General features: G+C 63.6%; 15 protein-coding genes. 6 read left to right on the forward strand and 9 right to left on the reverse strand.

Features of this window, described 5'->3' with window-relative positions; all coding sequences use genetic code 11:
- Positions 1-169 precede the first annotated feature (169 nt).
- The 6 genes from TQ29_RS13000 to acs all read left to right on the forward strand — a co-directional run bounded on the left by TQ29_RS13000 (position 170) and on the right by acs (position 7507).
- Complete coding sequence (locus tag TQ29_RS13000; RefSeq protein WP_054539507.1) at positions 170-1516, forward strand: substrate-binding protein; 1347 nt, start codon at positions 170-172, stop codon at positions 1514-1516.
- Between the two features lie 112 nt (positions 1517-1628).
- The gene (locus TQ29_RS13005) at positions 1629-2660 is read left to right on the forward strand and encodes a branched-chain amino acid ABC transporter permease (RefSeq protein WP_054539508.1); all 1032 of its coding nucleotides are present in this window, start codon (positions 1629-1631) and stop codon (positions 2658-2660) included.
- Positions 2661-2664: 4 nt separating this feature from the next.
- Positions 2665-3882: a branched-chain amino acid ABC transporter permease gene (locus tag TQ29_RS13010; RefSeq protein ID WP_054539509.1), complete on the forward strand. Its 1218-nt coding sequence runs from the start codon at positions 2665-2667 to the stop codon at positions 3880-3882.
- Between the two features lie 12 nt (positions 3883-3894).
- Positions 3895-4650: an ABC transporter ATP-binding protein gene (locus TQ29_RS13015; protein ID WP_037210100.1), complete on the forward strand. Its 756-nt coding sequence runs from the start codon at positions 3895-3897 to the stop codon at positions 4648-4650.
- 81 nt (positions 4651-4731) lie between these two features.
- Complete coding sequence (locus TQ29_RS13020; protein WP_037210101.1) at positions 4732-5487, forward strand: ABC transporter ATP-binding protein; 756 nt, start codon at positions 4732-4734, stop codon at positions 5485-5487.
- Between the two features lie 70 nt (positions 5488-5557).
- Positions 5558-7507: an acetate--CoA ligase gene (gene acs, locus TQ29_RS13025; protein ID WP_054539510.1), complete on the forward strand. Its 1950-nt coding sequence runs from the start codon at positions 5558-5560 to the stop codon at positions 7505-7507.
- A 95-nt stretch (positions 7508-7602) separates the two neighbouring features.
- Here acs and TQ29_RS20700 read toward each other — a convergent pair whose 3' ends face one another.
- From TQ29_RS20700 to TQ29_RS13065, 9 genes are all read right to left on the reverse strand, one after another.
- Entirely contained in the window at positions 7603-7773 is a 171-nt protein-coding gene (locus TQ29_RS20700; protein WP_157445587.1) for a hypothetical protein, read from the reverse strand.
- A gap of 144 nt (positions 7774-7917) precedes the next feature.
- Positions 7918-8904: an ABC transporter substrate-binding protein gene (locus tag TQ29_RS13030; protein WP_054539511.1), complete on the reverse strand. Its 987-nt coding sequence runs from the start codon at positions 8902-8904 to the stop codon at positions 7918-7920.
- A gap of 30 nt (positions 8905-8934) precedes the next feature.
- Positions 8935-9780 (reverse strand): ABC transporter permease, encoded by an 846-nt coding sequence (locus TQ29_RS13035; protein ID WP_054539512.1) that lies wholly within the window; start codon positions 9778-9780, stop codon positions 8935-8937.
- On the reverse strand, positions 9777-10640 hold the full coding sequence (locus TQ29_RS13040) for an ABC transporter permease (protein ID WP_054539513.1): 864 nt from the start codon (positions 10638-10640) through the stop codon (positions 9777-9779). Before TQ29_RS13040 ends, TQ29_RS13035 begins: the two co-directional genes overlap by 4 nt.
- Positions 10641-10721: 81 nt before the next feature.
- Positions 10722-11501, reverse strand: a complete 780-nt coding sequence (locus tag TQ29_RS13045) for an ABC transporter ATP-binding protein (RefSeq protein ID WP_054539514.1) — start codon at positions 11499-11501, stop codon at positions 10722-10724.
- Positions 11502-11562: 61 nt separating this feature from the next.
- On the reverse strand, positions 11563-13017 hold the full coding sequence (gene hydA / locus TQ29_RS13050) for a dihydropyrimidinase (protein WP_037210111.1): 1455 nt from the start codon (positions 13015-13017) through the stop codon (positions 11563-11565).
- 36 nt (positions 13018-13053) lie between these two features.
- Positions 13054-13293 carry a hypothetical protein gene (locus TQ29_RS13055; RefSeq protein WP_037210113.1) on the reverse strand — a complete coding sequence of 80 codons (240 nt, stop codon included), beginning with the start codon at positions 13291-13293 and terminating at the stop codon, positions 13054-13056.
- Positions 13290-14540 carry a Zn-dependent hydrolase gene (locus tag TQ29_RS13060; protein WP_054539515.1) on the reverse strand — a complete coding sequence of 417 codons (1251 nt, stop codon included), beginning with the start codon at positions 14538-14540 and terminating at the stop codon, positions 13290-13292. The genes TQ29_RS13055 and TQ29_RS13060 overlap by 4 nt, the downstream gene beginning before the upstream one ends.
- Before the next feature lie 36 nt (positions 14541-14576).
- Entirely contained in the window at positions 14577-15905 is a 1329-nt protein-coding gene (locus tag TQ29_RS13065; protein ID WP_054539516.1) for an aspartate aminotransferase family protein, read from the reverse strand.
- Positions 15906-16091 lie beyond the last annotated feature (186 nt).

Below are 16091 nucleotides of genomic sequence, written 5' to 3' on the forward strand. Positions count from 1 at the left end.
TTACAACCACGCATCGAAACTTGTTCATAAATTTACAAAAAAGTTCTTTGTTGTAAAGCAGTTGTTGCTTGGTTTTCGAACTTGCCACGATACTGAAGGTGCCCTGTAAAAGGGCCGCGTTCCGCGCAGAGGAGGCGCTGGACCGCACTCAACATAATGGGAGGATTCCATGTCCAAGACGACCCTCACACGTCGCGGCGTGCTCAAGACCGGTGCCGTCGCCGGTTCGGGGCTGGCGCTGCCGACGATTTTCACAGCCTCTTCCGCATCGGCCTTCACCAACGAGCCCACCGGCGGTTCGGTGACATTTGGCTTCAACGTCCCCCAGACCGGCCCCTACGCCGACGAAGGCGCCGACGAACTGCGCGCCTACGAACTGGCCGTAGAGCATCTGAACGGCGACGGCGACGGCGGCATGCTGAACACCTTCAGTTCCAAGGCGCTGCAGGGCAACGGCATCCTGGGCAAGAAGGTCGACTTCGTCACCGGCGACACCCAGACCAAATCGGACGCCGCGCGCGCATCGGCCAAGTCGATGATCGAAAAAGACGGCGCCATCATGATCACCGGCGGCTCGTCCTCGGGCGTGGCCGTGGCTGTTCAGGGCCTTTGCCAGGAAGCGGGCGTGATCTTCATGGCCGCGCTGACCCATTCCAACGACACCACCGGCAAGGACAAGAAGGCCAACGGTTTCCGCCACTTCTTCAACGCCTACATGTCGGGCGCCGCGCTGGCGCCGGTGCTGGCCAAACGCTATGGCTCTGACCGCCGCGCCTATCACCTGACCGCCGATTACACCTGGGGCTGGACCCAGGAGGAATCGATCGCCGCCGCGACCGAGGCGTTTGGCTGGGAAACGGTCGAGAAGGTCCGCACCCCGCTGGCCGCGACCGATTTCTCGTCCTATATCGCGCCGGTCCTGAATTCGGGGGCCGATGTGCTGATCCTGAACCACTACGGCGGCAACATGGTGAACTCGCTGACCAACGCGGTGCAGTTCGGCCTGCGCGACAAGATGGTCAACGGCAAGCAGTTCGAGATCGTCGTGCCGCTCTATTCAGAGCTGATGGCCAAGGGCGCGGGCGAAAACATCAAGGGCATCCTGGGCTCGACCAACTGGTCCTGGACGCTGCAGGACGAAGGCACCAAGGCGTTCGTGAAATCGTTCGGCACCAAATACGGCTTTCCGCCGTCGAACGCCGCGCAGACCTCCTATGCCCAGACCATCCTCTATGCGGATGCCGTTGCGCGCGCCGGTTCGTTCAATCCCTGCGCCGTTGTCGAAGCCCTCGAAGGTTTCGAGTTCGATGGCCTGGGCAACGGCCCGACGCTCTACCGCGCCGAAGACCACCAGTGCTTCAAGGACGTTCTCGTGATGCAGGGCAAAGAGAACCCGGCCAACGAGTACGATCTGCTGGAAATCGTGGACATCACGCCGCGCGCGCAGGTCGAATATGCGCCCGATCACCCGATGTTCGCAGGCGGCTCGCTGGGCAAGTGCAACCCGGGCGCATGAGCGGCTGACACTCTCGCCGGTCGCGCCCGCGGGCGCGGCCGGTTCCTCGCTGTCCGGGGCAACATACCGCACGGGCGCATTTTCACTGTATAATCGAAAAGGGTGGGGACCGATGGACGCGATCCTTCTGCAAACCCTCAACGGGCTCGACAAAGGCTCGGCCTATGCGCTGATCGCGCTGGGTCTTACGTTGATTTTCGGCACCCTGGGCGTCGTCAATTTCGCCCATGGCGCCTTGTTCATGCTGGGCGCCTTCTGCGCCGTCACCGTTTCCAAGCTTCTGACGCTGTCGTTCGAGACGGTGGATCCGACACGGGTCGATTTCCTCGGCAACCCGCTGAAGGTGAAGACGGCCTATGTCGAATCCTGGTTCGGCCCCGAGTTCGGCGGCGCGCTGATCGACTGGGCGGTGCCGCTGTCCATCCTCTTCGCCATCCCCGTGATGATCGGCATCGGTTATGTGGTGGAACGCGGGCTGATCAAGCATTTCTACAAGCGCCCCCATGCCGACCAGATCCTGGTCACCTTCGGCCTGGCCATCGTGCTGCAGGAGGTCGTCAAGTATTTCTTCGGCGCCAACCCGATCCCGACCCCCGCCCCCGACGCGTTCAAGGGCTCGTTCGATTTCGGCGCCCTGATCGGGATGGAGGCGAACGCGATCATCTATCCCTACTGGCGGATGGTCTATTTCTTCTTCGCGGCCGTCATCATCGGCGCGGTCTTCGCCTTCCTGCAGTTCACCACCTTCGGTATGGTGGTGCGCGCCGGCATGGCCGACCGTGAAACCGTGGGTCTGCTGGGCATCAACATCGACAAGAAATTCACCATCATGTTCGGCATCGCCGCCGCTGTGGCGGGGCTCGCCGGCGCGATGTACGCGCCGATCAACTCTCCCAACTACCACATGGGCATGGACTTCCTGGTGCTGTCCTTCGTCGTGGTCGTGGTTGGCGGCATGGGCAGCCTGCCCGGCGCGGTGCTGGCCGGGTTCATGCTGGGCATTCTCGAAAGCTTCGCCTCGATGAACGCGATCAAATCGCTCCTTCCCGGCATCGACCAGATCATCATCTATGTGGTCGCAATCATAATTCTGCTGACCCGCCCGCGCGGCCTGATGGGTCGTAAAGGCGTGATGGAGGACTAACACCATGCTCGGTCTCGAAAAGAAAGACGTAACCCTCCTGGCGGTGGTGGCACTGCTGGCCTTTGCCGCACCCTTCATCCTGAACCCCTTCCCCGAGGGCAGCGAGATGGCGCAGTTCAATGCGGGCTATCCCGACCTGATGCAGCGCTTCGTGATCTTCGGCATCTTCGCCATCGGCTACAACATCCTGTTCGGCCTCACCGGCTACCTCTCCTTCGGCCATGCGGCCTTTCTGGGGGTGGGCTCCTATTCGGCGGTGTGGATGTTCAAGCTGCTCAGCATGAACGTGATCCCGGCGATCATCCTGTCGATCATCGTCGCGGGGCTGTTCTCGCTCGTGATCGGCTTCGTGTCGCTGCGCCGCTCGGGCATCTACTTCTCGATCCTCACGCTCGCCTTTGCGCAGATGAGCTTCAATCTGGCCTATTCCGTGCTGACGCCGATCACCAATGGCGAAACCGGGCTCCAGCTCACGCTGAACGATCCGCGCATTCTGGGCGCCTCGACGGGCGCCGACGGCTCGATCCCCGTCACCAGCCTGTTCGGGATCGAAATGCGCTCGACCTATGAGATGCATGCGGGGGCCTGGCTGTTCCAGTTCAACGCTGGCTACTACGTCTGCGCGATCATCCTGGTGGCGGCGTTCTACCTGGCCATGCGGATCTTCCGCTCGCCCTTCGGGCTCATGCTGCGCGCAGTCAAGACCAACCAGACCCGGCTGAACTACACCGGCCTGAATGCGCGCCCCTATACGCTCGCCGCCTTCGTGATCTCGGGCATGTATGCCGGCCTTGCCGGTGGGCTGATGGCCTCGATGGACCCGCTGGCCGGCGCTGACCGCATGCAGTGGACCGCGAGCGGCGAGGTGGTGCTGATGACCATCCTCGGCGGGACCGGCACGCTTCTGGGGCCAGTGCTTGGCGCGGGCTTCATCAAGTATTTCGAGAACATCTTCTCCAAGATCAACGACAACGTGCTGCACGGCTGGTTCGCCGCGCTGCCCGATGGGCTGGAGGATACGCTCGTCTTCATCGTCCACCCCTTCGTCGGCAAGGGCTGGAACATGACGCTGGGCCTGATGTTCATGGCCGTTGTGATCTTCCTGCCCGGCGGGCTGATGGAAGGTGGCCAGCGCCTGGCGAAACTCTTCCGCAAGAAAGACAAGCCCTCGGGGGATGACTCCGAGCACCACCCCAAACAAGCGCCTCACGTGGCCGAATAAGGAGACGGTGATATGGGTATTCTCGAAGTCAAAGGCGTCAACAAACGCTTCGGCGGCCTTCAGGCCCTGAGCAACGTGAACCTCTCTGTGCAGGAAAACACGGTGCATGCCATCATCGGGCCGAACGGCGCGGGCAAATCCACCCTGCTGAACTGCCTGGTGGGCAAGCTGATCCCCGATACCGGCTCTGTCATGTTCGACGGCCAGTCGGTGCTGGGGCGCAAACCGCATGAGATCAACCAGATGGGCATTTCCCGCGTGTTCCAGACCCCCGAGATTTTCGGCGATCTGACCGTGCTGGAAAACGTGCTGATCCCCTGCTTCGCCCGCCGCGACGGCGCTTTCCGCCTGCACGCCTTCGAAACCGTCTCCGCCGAAAAGGAGATGATGGATAAGGCCATGCAGATGCTCGAAGACGTCAACATGGTCAGCAAAAGGCACATGCACTCGGCCTCGATGTCGCGCGGCGACAAGCGGCGACTGGAAATGGCCATGTGCCTGGTGCAGGAGCCCCGGCTGCTGCTGCTCGACGAACCCACCGCCGGCATGGCGCGCGCCGACACCAACAACACGATCGACCTGCTGAAGGAGATCAAGGAAAAGCGCGACATCACCATGGCAATCATCGAGCATGACATGCATGTGGTGTTTTCGCTGGCCGACAGGATCACGGTCCTGGCCCAGGGCACACCGCTGGTCGAGGACACGCCCGAGAACATCAAGGGCCATCCCAAAGTGCGCGAAGCCTATCTGGGCGAGGCCGCCTGACATGGGTCCCACCCCCGATTTTTCCCCGAAAGATCGCAACGGTTCCTCGCACCGGAACCGGGCCCGCAAGGAGAAACAGCAATGAACGTCAAACCCGACTTCAACAAGAACGCCAATCAGGCGGCCACCGCCCCGGCCTTCCTCTCGGTCTGGGATCTGCATGCCTATTACGGCGAAAGCTACATCGTGCAGGGTGTCACCTTCAACGTCCATGAAGGCGAGATCCTGGCGCTTCTGGGCCGCAACGGCGCCGGCAAAACCTCGACCCTGCGCGCGATTGCCCGGCTCGACAGCCCGGCCGCGACCCATGGCGAGATCTGGCTCGATCACCAGCCGCTGCACATGATGCGCGCGCATCAGGCCTCGATGGCGGGCATCGGGCTGGTGCCCGAAGACCGGCGCATCATCCCCGGCCTGACCGTCGAAGAAAACCTGCAGCTGGCCCAGATCGCGCCGCCGATCGGCTGGTCGATCGACCGCCTGTATGAGCTGTTCCCGCGTCTGGGCGAGCGCCGCAAGCAAGAGGGCGTGACCCTGTCGGGCGGCGAACAACAGATGCTGGCGATCGCCCGCGCGCTGGCCCGCGACATCAAGGTGCTGCTGCTGGACGAACCCTATGAGGGGCTCGCTCCGGTGATCGTGGACGAGATCGAAAAGACCCTGATCCACATCAAGGAACAGGGCATCACCACCGTTATCGTCGAGCAGAACGCCGTTCGGGCGCTGGAGCTGGCCGACCGTGCCGTGATCCTTGACACCGGCCAGATCGTGTTCGACGGCACCGCCGCCGAAGTGCTTGAAAACGAAACACTTCGGGCCGAATATTTGGCCATCTGAGCATCCCGACACCGGCCCCGCCGGGGCCGGGCCCACCTGAGAAGACGTCCCGAATACCGGGGAGGAACCCATGAGCGACAAGACCTATCCGCCCAGCGCCGAATTCACCGCAACAGCCCATATCGACGCCGCCAAATACCGCGAACTCTACGCCGCCTCCATCGCCGATCCCGCGGCATTCTGGGGCGAACACGGCAAGCGGCTGGATTGGATCAAGCCCTATACCAAGGTCAAGAACGTCAGCTATGCCCCCGGCAACATCTCGATCAACTGGTTCGAAGACGGCACCCTGAACGCCGCCGCCAATTGCATCGACCGCCACCTGGCCACCCGTGGCGACCAGACCGCGATCATCTTCGAGCCCGACGATCCGGCCGAAGAGGCGCAGCACATCACCTACACCCAGTTGCACAAACGCGTCTGCCGGATGGCCAACATTCTGGAAGACATGGGCGTGCGCAAGGGCGACCGGGTGGTGATCTACCTGCCGATGATCCCCGAGGCGGCCTATGCCATGCTCGCCTGCGCCCGGATCGGCGCCATCCACTCGATCGTCTTCGCCGGCTTCTCTCCCGATGCGCTCGGCGCCCGGATCAACGGCTGCGACGCCAAGGTGGTCATCACCGCCGACGAGGCCCCGCGCGGCGGCCGCAAGACCGCGCTGAAATCCAACACCGACACCGCCCTGCTGCATTGCAAGGACACGGTGAAATGCCTCGTGGTCAAACGCACCGGCGGCCAGACCACCTGGATCGCCGATCGCGACTATGACTATAACGAACTGGCGCTGGAGGCCGACGAATACTGCGCCCCCGCCGAAATGGGCGCCGAAGACCCGCTGTTCATCCTCTATACCTCGGGCTCCACCGGACAGCCCAAGGGCGTGGTCCACACCACCGGCGGCTATCTGGCCTATGCCGCGATGACCCATGAATACGTCTTCGACTATCACCAGGGCGATATCTTCTGGTGCACCGCCGATGTCGGCTGGGTGACGGGCCACAGCTATATCGTCTACGGCCCCCTCGCCAACGGCGCCACCACACTTATGTTCGAAGGCGTGCCCACCTGGCCCGACGCGGGCCGGTTCTGGGCGATCTGCGAAAAGCACAGGGTCAATCAGTTCTACACCGCCCCCACCGCCATCCGCGCGCTGATGGCCCATGGCAACGCGCCGGTCGAAAAATACGATCTCGGCACGCTGAAGCTGCTCGGCACCGTGGGCGAGCCGATCAACCCCGAAGCCTGGAACTGGTACAACGATGTCGTCGGCAAGGGTAAATGCCCGATCGTCGATACATGGTGGCAAACCGAAACCGGCGGCCACCTGCTGACCCCCCTGCCCGGCGCCACGCCGACCAAGCCCGGCTCGGCCACCACGCCCTTCTTCGGCGTGCAGCCCGTCGTCCTCGATCCGCACACCGGGGCCGAGATCACCAGCACCGAGGCCGAAGGCGTTCTCTGCCTGAAAGACAGTTGGCCGGGCCAGATGCGCACCGTCTGGGGCGACCATGAGCGGTTCGAGAAAACCTATTTCTCCGACTACAAGGGCTACTACTTCTCCGGCGACGGCTGCCGCCGCGACGCCGATGGCTATTACTGGATCACCGGCCGCGTCGACGACGTGATCAACGTGTCGGGCCACCGCATGGGCACGGCCGAGGTCGAAAGCGCACTGGTCGCCCACGCCAAGGTGGCCGAGGCCGCCGTGGTCGGCTATCCGCACCCGATCAAGGGCCAGGGCATCTACGCCTACGTCACCCTGATGAACGGGATCGACCCGAGCGACGAACTGCGCAAGGAGCTGGAAACCTGGGTGCGCACGGAAATCGGCCCCATCGCCAAGCCCGATCTGCTGCAATGGGCGCCGGGCCTGCCGAAAACCCGCTCGGGCAAGATCATGCGCCGCATCCTGCGCAAGATCGCCGAGGATGATTTCGCCGCCCTGGGCGACACCTCCACCCTGGCCGACCCCGCCGTGGTCGACGATCTGATCGAAAACCGCATGAACCGGGGCTGATCCGACAAGACAACGCCAGCCCTTTCATCTTTCCGGAAAATATCCCCGCCGGAGGCATGCGCCGCAGGCGCATCCTGCACGCGCCCCCCGCCCGGTCAACAGCCTGGCGGGGTCACATTCGTTGCGTGGCTGATCTCTCCCACTCCGGGATCGCAGGCGCCGATCTCTTCCTCGATCTCGGCGGCACAGGCGCTCAGCTGCCCGAAAACAACAGCCATGATCATCAGGCGGCCTGCCGCCTTCCCAAATGAGACAATACGGGTCATCGGCGATCTCCTTCGCGAACCGGTTTCAGAGGCGGATCCTACACACACCCTTGCCCGCCGCCTTGACACCCGTCAATCGGCGGCGGCGCCCACGAAAAAGGCGCGCCAAGCCGGGCGCGCCTTCCGTTGCCATCACCGATCGGCTTAGTTCAGCGCCGCATCGGTGATCGCATGGGTCCAGGCCCCTTCCGGCGTTTTCGAGATCACCGGGTCAGATCCGCCCGCCATCAGAGTGGCAACGGTGCGCTCGTAATCGGCCGGATCCAGCGTGCCGTTGCTGCCCGCGGTCAGCTTGGCGATCTCGCCCATCATGCGCTTCTGGTGCATTTCGGTCTGCGCGCCGGTCTCGTCATTCTCCAGCACGATCTCGGCCGCCTCATCCGGATGGGCCTCGGCATATTTCCACCCTTTCATCGAGGCGCGCACGAAGCGGACCAGCTTGTCCACCTCGGCCGGATCGGCAAGCTTGTCTTCCAGCACATAAAGCCCGTCTTCCAGCGTCGCCACGCCCTGATCTTCGTATTTGAACGTCACCAGATCGTCCGCCGAAAGCCCGGCGTCGATGATCTGCCAATATTCGTTATAGGTCATGGTCGAAACGCAATCGGCCTGCCCCTGAAGGATCGGGTCGACGTTGAATCCCTGTTTCAGCACCGTCACCCCGTCGTCGCCGCCCTCGGTCGAGAGGCCCAGCGTGCTCATCCAGCTCAGGAACGGGTATTCATTGCCATAGAACCACACGCCCAGGGTCTTGCCGGGAAAATCGGCCGGGCTGGTGATGCCGGTGTCCTTGCGGCAGGTCAGCATCATGCCCGAGCTTTTGAACGGCTGCGCGATATTGACAAGCGGCAGGCCCTTTTCGCGGGCGGCCAGCGCCGAGGGCATCCAGTCGATCACCACATCGGCGCCGCCGCCGGCAACCACCTGCGTCGGCGCGATGTCGGGGCCGCCCGGCTTGATCGTCACGTCCAGGTCTTCTTCCTCGTAAAACCCCTTGTCCAGGGCCACGTAATAGCCCGCGAACTGGGCCTGCGTGACCCACTTCAGCTGCAGCGTCAGGTCATCTGCGGCCTGCGCCGCGCCTGCGCCAAGCGCCAGCATGGCGATGGCGGATGTAAACAGTGTCTTCATTGTAGCCTCCAGGTTGTCATCTTTATATGCTCAGCCTCTTTGCGAGGGGTGCCAGAAGGTGACCCCTTTCTCTATCGCCGCCACAAGGCCGTAAAACGCCGATCCGGCCAGGGCGGCCACGGCGATTTCCGCCCAGACCATATCAAGGCTCAGCCGGCCGACCTCTGTCGAAATCCGAAACCCCATCCCTTTGATCGGAGAGCCGAAAAATTCCGCCACAATCGCACCGATCAGTGCCAGTGTTGTCGAAATTTTAAGCCCGTTGAAAACAAAGGGCATAGCCGCCGGCAGGCGCAATTTTAGCAATGTCTGCCAGTAGTTGGCCGAATATGTCTGCATCAGATCGCGCTGCATCGCCGTGCTTGCCGCCAGCCCCTGGACGGTGTTGACCAGCATCGGGAAAAACACCATCACCACCACCACAGCGGCTTTCGACTGCCAGTCGAACCCGAACCACATCACCAGGATCGGCGCGATGCCGATCACCGGCAAGGCGGCGATGAAATTGCCCACCGGCAGCAGCCCGCGCTGCAGGAACGGCGACCGGTCGATGATGATCGCGGTCGCCACCGCCGCGCCGCATCCGATCACATAGCCCGACAGCGCGCCCTTCACGAAGGTCTGCACGAAATCCACCCACAGGATCGGCAGCGACGCCGCGAACCGCGTCGCGATCGCCGAGGGCGGCGGCAGGATCACGCCGGGCACGTTCAGCCCGCGCACCAGCCCTTCCCACAGCACCAGCAGCGTCAGCCCGAACAGCACCGGCACCGCCAGCCGGGCCGCACGCGTGTCGCGCCCGCGCCCGTTGGCGATGCGCAGGTTCACCCACCAGGCCGCCCCCCAGAACACCAGCGCGCCAATGACCAGGTTCATCGCTCCATCCCCATCCGCTTGAGCGTGGCGCGCTGGATCAGCCCGACGACCCCCACCAGCGCCGCCGCCAGCGCCGCCGCCGCGATCAGCGCCGCCCAGATCTGCACCGTCTGCCCGTAATAGCTTCCCGACAGCAGTCGCGCGCCAAGCCCCCGCACCGCCCCCGTTGGCAATTCGCCGACGATCGCGCCCACAAGGCTGGCCGCGATTCCGACCTTCAGCGAGGTGAACAGATAGGGCATCGACGAGGGCAGGCGCAGCTTGCGAAAGGTCTCTCCGCCGCTGGCGCCATAGGTCTTGAGCAGGTCGAGCTGCATCGCGTCGGGGCTGCGCAGCCCCTTCACCATACCCACGACCACCGGGAAGAACGACAGATAGGCGCTGATGATCGCCTTGGGCAGCACTCCCTGAATGCCGATCGAGTTCAGCACCACGATGATCATCGGAGCGATGGCCAGAATCGGAATCGTCTGGCTGGCAATCGCCCAGGGCATCACGCTCATGTCCATGGCGCGGTTGTGCACGATCCCCACGGCCAGCAGGATGCCCGCCCCGGTGCCGATGGCAAAGCCCAGCAGCGTGGCCGACAGCGTGACCCAGCCATGGTAAACCAGGCTGCGTTTCGAGGTGATGCTTTTCTGAACCGTGGTCTGCCACAGCTCTGCCGCCACCTGATGCGGCGCCGGCAGCTTGGGCCGGTCCTGGCTCAGGGTGTCGGCGACGATCCCGGTGAAGCTCAGCTCCTGCCCCGCCCGCGCGGCCTGATCCCGCGTCCATTGCGCGTTCATCGCGACCGCGCCCAGATACCACAGCACGATCAGCGCGACGACAACCGTCAGCACCGGAAGAATGCGGTTCATGGCCGGCCCCCCGCGCACTTATCGGGCCCCTTCGCCCTGCCCCGCGGCACGCGCCCGCAAGGAAGCGACGAGCGCGCGGCCTCAGTCATAGCTATGCCCCGCCCGCAGCCCTTCACGCACCCGGTGCGCGACGGCGATGAATTCCGGCGTGTCCCGGATCTCCAGCGGGCGTTCCCTTGGCAAGGGGCTCTCGATCACATCGGCGATCCGCCCCGGCCGCGGGCTCATCACCACGATCTTCGTCGACAGATAGACCGCCTCGGGGATCGAATGGGTGACAAAGCCGATGGTCTTTTGCGTCCGCGCCCACAGCGCCAGAAGCTGTTCGTTCAGATGGTCGCGCACAATCTCATCCAGCGCGCCGAAAGGTTCATCCATCAACAGGATATCCGCGTCAAAGGCCAGCGCCCGCGCGATGCTGGCCCGCTGCTGCATCCCGCCTGATAGCTGCCAAGGGTATTTCTTGCCAAACCCTTCCAGATCAACCAGTTGCAGAACGTTCTTTACCCGCTCTTCCTGCTCGGCTTTCGGAAACCCCATGATTTCCAGCGGCAGTTTGATATTGCCCGCGATGGTCCGCCACGGATAAAGCCCCGCCGCCTGAAACACATAGCCATAGGCGCGGCTTTGCCGGGCCTCGTCCGGCGTCATGCCGTTGACGGTGATGTGGCCACCGGTGGGATGCTCCAGCGCTGCGATCACCCGCAGGAAGGTTGTCTTGCCGCAGCCCGACGGGCCGATGAAGCTGACGAAATCGCCCTTGTTGATGGTCAGGTTGACGTCGCGCAGCGCCTGCACCGGCCCGTCATTGGTCTGGAAGGTCAGATCCAGCTTTTCCGCAGTGATAACCGGTTCTGTCACCGTATTTCCCTTGTTATTGGCGCCCCCGCAGACGGGGGCGCATGTCTTTTCATTCAACCCGTCACACGCCGCTGGCGGGAATACCCGACCGCTGCACCGGGCGCGGCGCGGTCAGTTCCTTCCACGTGGAAAGCGCCGCGTTTACGGGGGCGTTCGGGGCGCGTTTCACGAACTCGCCGTGGCCCTCTTCGGTGCGGATCTCGCCGTCATGCACCGCCACCTTGCCACGGGTGAGCGTGAAGCGCGGCAGGCCTTTCACGTGCTTGCCCTCGAACACGTTGTAGTCGATCGCCGATTGCTGGCTGCCTGCGGTGATGGTCTTTTCCTTCTCCGGATCCCAGACCACCAGATCGGCATCCGCGCCGACCAGAACCGCACCCTTGCGGGGATAGATGTTCAGGATTTTGGCGATATTGGTCGAGGTTACGGCGACGAATTCATTCATCGTCAGCCGCCCGGTGCCCACGCCATAGGTCCACAGCATCGGCAGCCGGTCTTCGAGCCCGCCGGTGCCGTTGGGGATCTTGGTGAAATCGCCGACGCCGTAGCGTTTCTGATCGGTGGTGAAGGCGCAGTGATCGGTGGCGACGCAAGAGAGCGACCCCGCCTGCAACCCGGCCCAGAGGCTGTCCTGATGCTGCTTGTTACGGAAAGGCGGGCTCATCACCCGGCGCGCGGCATGGTCCCAGTCCTGATTGAAATATTCACCCTCGTCGAGCGTCAGGTGCTGGATCAGCGGCTCGCCATAGACCCGCTTGCCGGCCTGACGCGCGCGGCGGATCGCCTCGTGGCTTTCCTCGCAAGAGGTATGCACCACGTAGAGCGGCACGCCGGCCATGTCGGCGATCATGATCGCGCGGTTGGTGGCCTCGCCCTCGACCTGCGGCGGGCGGGAATAGGCGTGGGCCTCTGGCCCGACATTGCCCTGGGCCAGAAGCTGCGCCGACAGCTCCGCCACCACATCGCCGTTCTCGGCATGCACCAGCGGCAGCGCGCCCAGTTCGGCGCAGCGCTTGAACGAGGAATACATCTCGTCATCATTCACCATCAAGCTGCCCTTGTAGGCCATGAAATGCTTGAAGGTGTTGATGCCCTTTTCCCTGACAACGGCCTCCATCTCGTCGAACACCTGCTTGTCCCACCAGGTGATCGCCATGTGAAAGGAATAGTCGCAATTGGCGCGGGTCGATTTGTTGTCCCACATCTGAAGCGCGTCCAGCAGCCCCTGGCCGGGGCTCGGCAGCGCGAAATCCACCACCATCGTGGTGCCGCCGGCCAGTGCCGCGCGGGTGCCGCTTTCGAAATCGTCAGAACTGTAGGTGCCCATGAAAGGCATCTCCAGATGGGTGTGGGGATCGATTCCGCCGGGCATGATGTAGCAGCCGGTGGCGTCCAGCACCTCGTCGCCCTTCAGGTCGGGCCCGATCTCGACGATCACGCCGCCGTCGATCAGCACATCGGCCTCATAGCTCAGGTCGGCGGTGACGATCGTGCCGCCCTTGATGACTTTGGTCATTGTTGGTTTCCCCTGTTCCTGCGGACGCGGCGCGCCCTAGACATCATCGCAGACAAGATTGCCGTTCGCGTCGGTCACCTGTTTCAGATAGCCGGTCAGCTCGTCTTCGGTCTGGATCACATAGCAGCCGTTGTAACGGCGCTGGACGGTGCGCAGATCGGTGCGTGGCGGCAACGCGGCCAGCGCCTTTTCCGAAATATAGGGAAGCGGCTCCGGCTCGGGCGCGCAGGCGGCAAGCGCGACAAGGGCGAGCGTCTTTCCCGCCGGCCGGATCATTCCACGATCTCCGCTGTTTCAAGCACCGCATGGAACAGAACATCCGTGCCCGCCGCCGCCCATTCGGGGGTGATTTCCTCGGCCTCGTTATGGCTCAGCCCGTCCACGCAGGGGCACATGATCATCGCGGTGGGCGCAACCTTGTTGATCCAGCACGCGTCATGCCCCGCGCCCGAGATGATGTTCATATGGCTGTAGCCCAGCCGTTCGGCCGCATTCCGCACCGCCGCCACACAGCCCGGATCGAAGGTTACCGGATCGAAATGGCCGGTCGGTTCGATGGTGATGCCAAGACCCAGTTCGGCAGCGATCTTGGGTGCCTCGGCCTCGAGCCGCGCCTTCATCGCGTCCAGCTTGCCCTGATCGGGCGTGCGAAAGTCGATGGTGAACACTGCCTTGCCGGGGATCACGTTGCGCGAATTCGGATAGACATTGGCCTGACCGATCGCGCCCACCGCGTCCGGCTGATTGTCCATCGCGATGCTGTGCACCAGTTCGGTGATCCGGGCCATGCCCAGGCCCGCGTTCACCCGCATGTCCATCGGGGTCGAGCCGGTATGCGCGTCCTTGCCGGTCAGCGTTACCTCGAGCCACCACAGGCCCTGCCCGTGGGTGACGACGCCGATGTCCTTGCCTTCGGCCTCCAGGATCGGGCCCTGCTCGATATGCAGCTCGAACATCGCGTGCATCTTGCGCGCGCCGACCTCTTCATCCCCGACCCAGCCGATGCGCGCCAGTTCATCGCCAAAGGTTTTGCCCTCGGCATCCTCGCGCCCGTAGGCCCAATCCTGCGTATGCACGCCCGCGAAGACGCCCGAGGCCAGCATGGCGGGGGCAAAACGCGTGCCCTCTTCGTTGGTCCAGTTGGTCAGCACGATCGGGTGTTTGGTCTTGATGCCCAGATCGTTCAGGCTGCGGATCGCCTCCAGCCCGCCCAGAACACCCAGCACACCGTCATATTTTCCGCCGGTCGGCTGGGTATCCAGATGGCTGCCCATGTAAACCGGCAGCGCGTCGGGGTCGGTGCCTTCGCGGCGGGCGAACATGTTGCCCATCGTATCGACACCCATGGTGCAGCCCGCATCCTCGCACCACTTGCGAAACAGCGCGCGGCCTTCCGCGTCGGCGTCGGTCAGCGTCTGGCGGTTGTTGCCTCCGGCCACCCCCGGCCCGATCTTGGCCATCTCCATCAGACTGTCCCAAAGACGGGCGCCGTTGATCTTCAGGTTTTCACCGGGGGCTGCCATATGCTTCTCCGTTGTGGTTTCGTCTTCGGCCTGAGGTCAGTCTAGTGCCTCGAGCACGTCGCGCAATGTTCCGATCAGCTGATCGACATGCGCCTTTTCAATGATCAGCGGCGGCGACATGGCGATGATATCGCCCGTGGTGCGGATCAGGATGCCCTTTTCATAGGCGTCAAGAAACGCCTGAAACGCCCGCTTGGTGGGTTCGCCCGCGATCGGCTCCAGTTCGACCGCGCCGATCAGGCCCATGTTGCGGATGTCGATCACATGGCGCGCGTCCTTCAGCGAATGCAGCGCCTCCTGCCAATAGGGGGCCATCTCGGCGGCGCGCGCGAACAGCCCCTCTTCGCGGTAGGTTTCCAGCGTCGCCAGCCCGGCGGCAGAGGCCATCGGGTTGCCCGAATAGGTATAGCCGTGGAACAGCTCGATCATATGTTCGGGGCCCTGCATGAAGGCATCGTGGATCGCGCCGGTGGCCAGCACCGCCCCCATCGGGATCACCCCGTTGGTGAGCCCCTTGGCGGTGGTCATCAGGTCGGGCATCACGCCGAAATGCTCGGCCGCGAAGGACGAGCCGAGCCGCCCGAAGCCGGTGATCACCTCGTCGAAGATCAGCAGGATGCCGTGTTTGGTGCAGATCGCACGCAGCCGTTCCAGATAGCCCTTGGGCGGCAGCAGCACGCCGGTGGAGCCGGCCATCGGCTCGACGATCACGGCGGCGATGGTTTCGGCGCCATGCAGCGCGACGATGCGCTCCAGTTCATCGGCCAGATGGGCGCCGTGTTCGGGCTGGCCCTTGGTGAAACTGTTCTCGCCGGGCAGATGGGTGTGCGGCAGGTGATCGACCCCGGTCAGCAGGCTGCCGAAAACCTTGCGGTTGGTAACGATGCCGCCCACCGAAATGCCCCCGAAGTTGACGCCGTGATAGCCCCGCTCGCGCCCGATCAGACGGGTGCGCGCGCCCTCGCCCCGCGCCCGGTGATAGGCGATGGCGATCTTCAGCGCGGTCTCGACGCTTTCGGAACCGGAATTGGTGAAGAACACATGGTCCATCCCCTCGGGCGCCATGTCACGCAGGGCGGTGGCCAGCTCGAACGCCTTGGGGTGGCCCATCTGGAACGCCGGGGCATAGTCCAGCTCGCCCGCCTGGGCCCGGATCGCCTCGACGATCTTGGGGCGGTTGTGGCCCGCGTTGCAGCACCACAGACCGGCGGTGCCATCCAGCACCTCGCGCCCGTCGGCGGCTTTGTAGAACATGCCGTCGGCGGAGACGAACATCCGCGGCGCCTTCTTGAACTGACGGTTCGCGGTGAAGGGCATCCAGAAGGCTGAAAGGTCATTCGGTACGGTTTTGCGATCAAGCGCCATGGCGGCTTCCCATGAATTGTGGCCCCGCTCTGCGCCGGGGGTGGCGACAACGGCTGACCAATCAGAGTTTGACCAATTGGTCAGAGACACGCTAGCAGAGCATTAAGGGCAGTCAAGACGTAGCACTTCCGGCGGATTCAGGTAAGCCGGAATGCACAGCGCCGGCGCCCAGGCGACAGAGCAAAG

The organism is Actibacterium sp. EMB200-NS6, from assembly GCF_001305615.1.
In the GTDB taxonomy this organism is placed as follows: domain Bacteria; phylum Pseudomonadota; class Alphaproteobacteria; order Rhodobacterales; family Rhodobacteraceae; genus Actibacterium_A; species Actibacterium_A naphthalenivorans.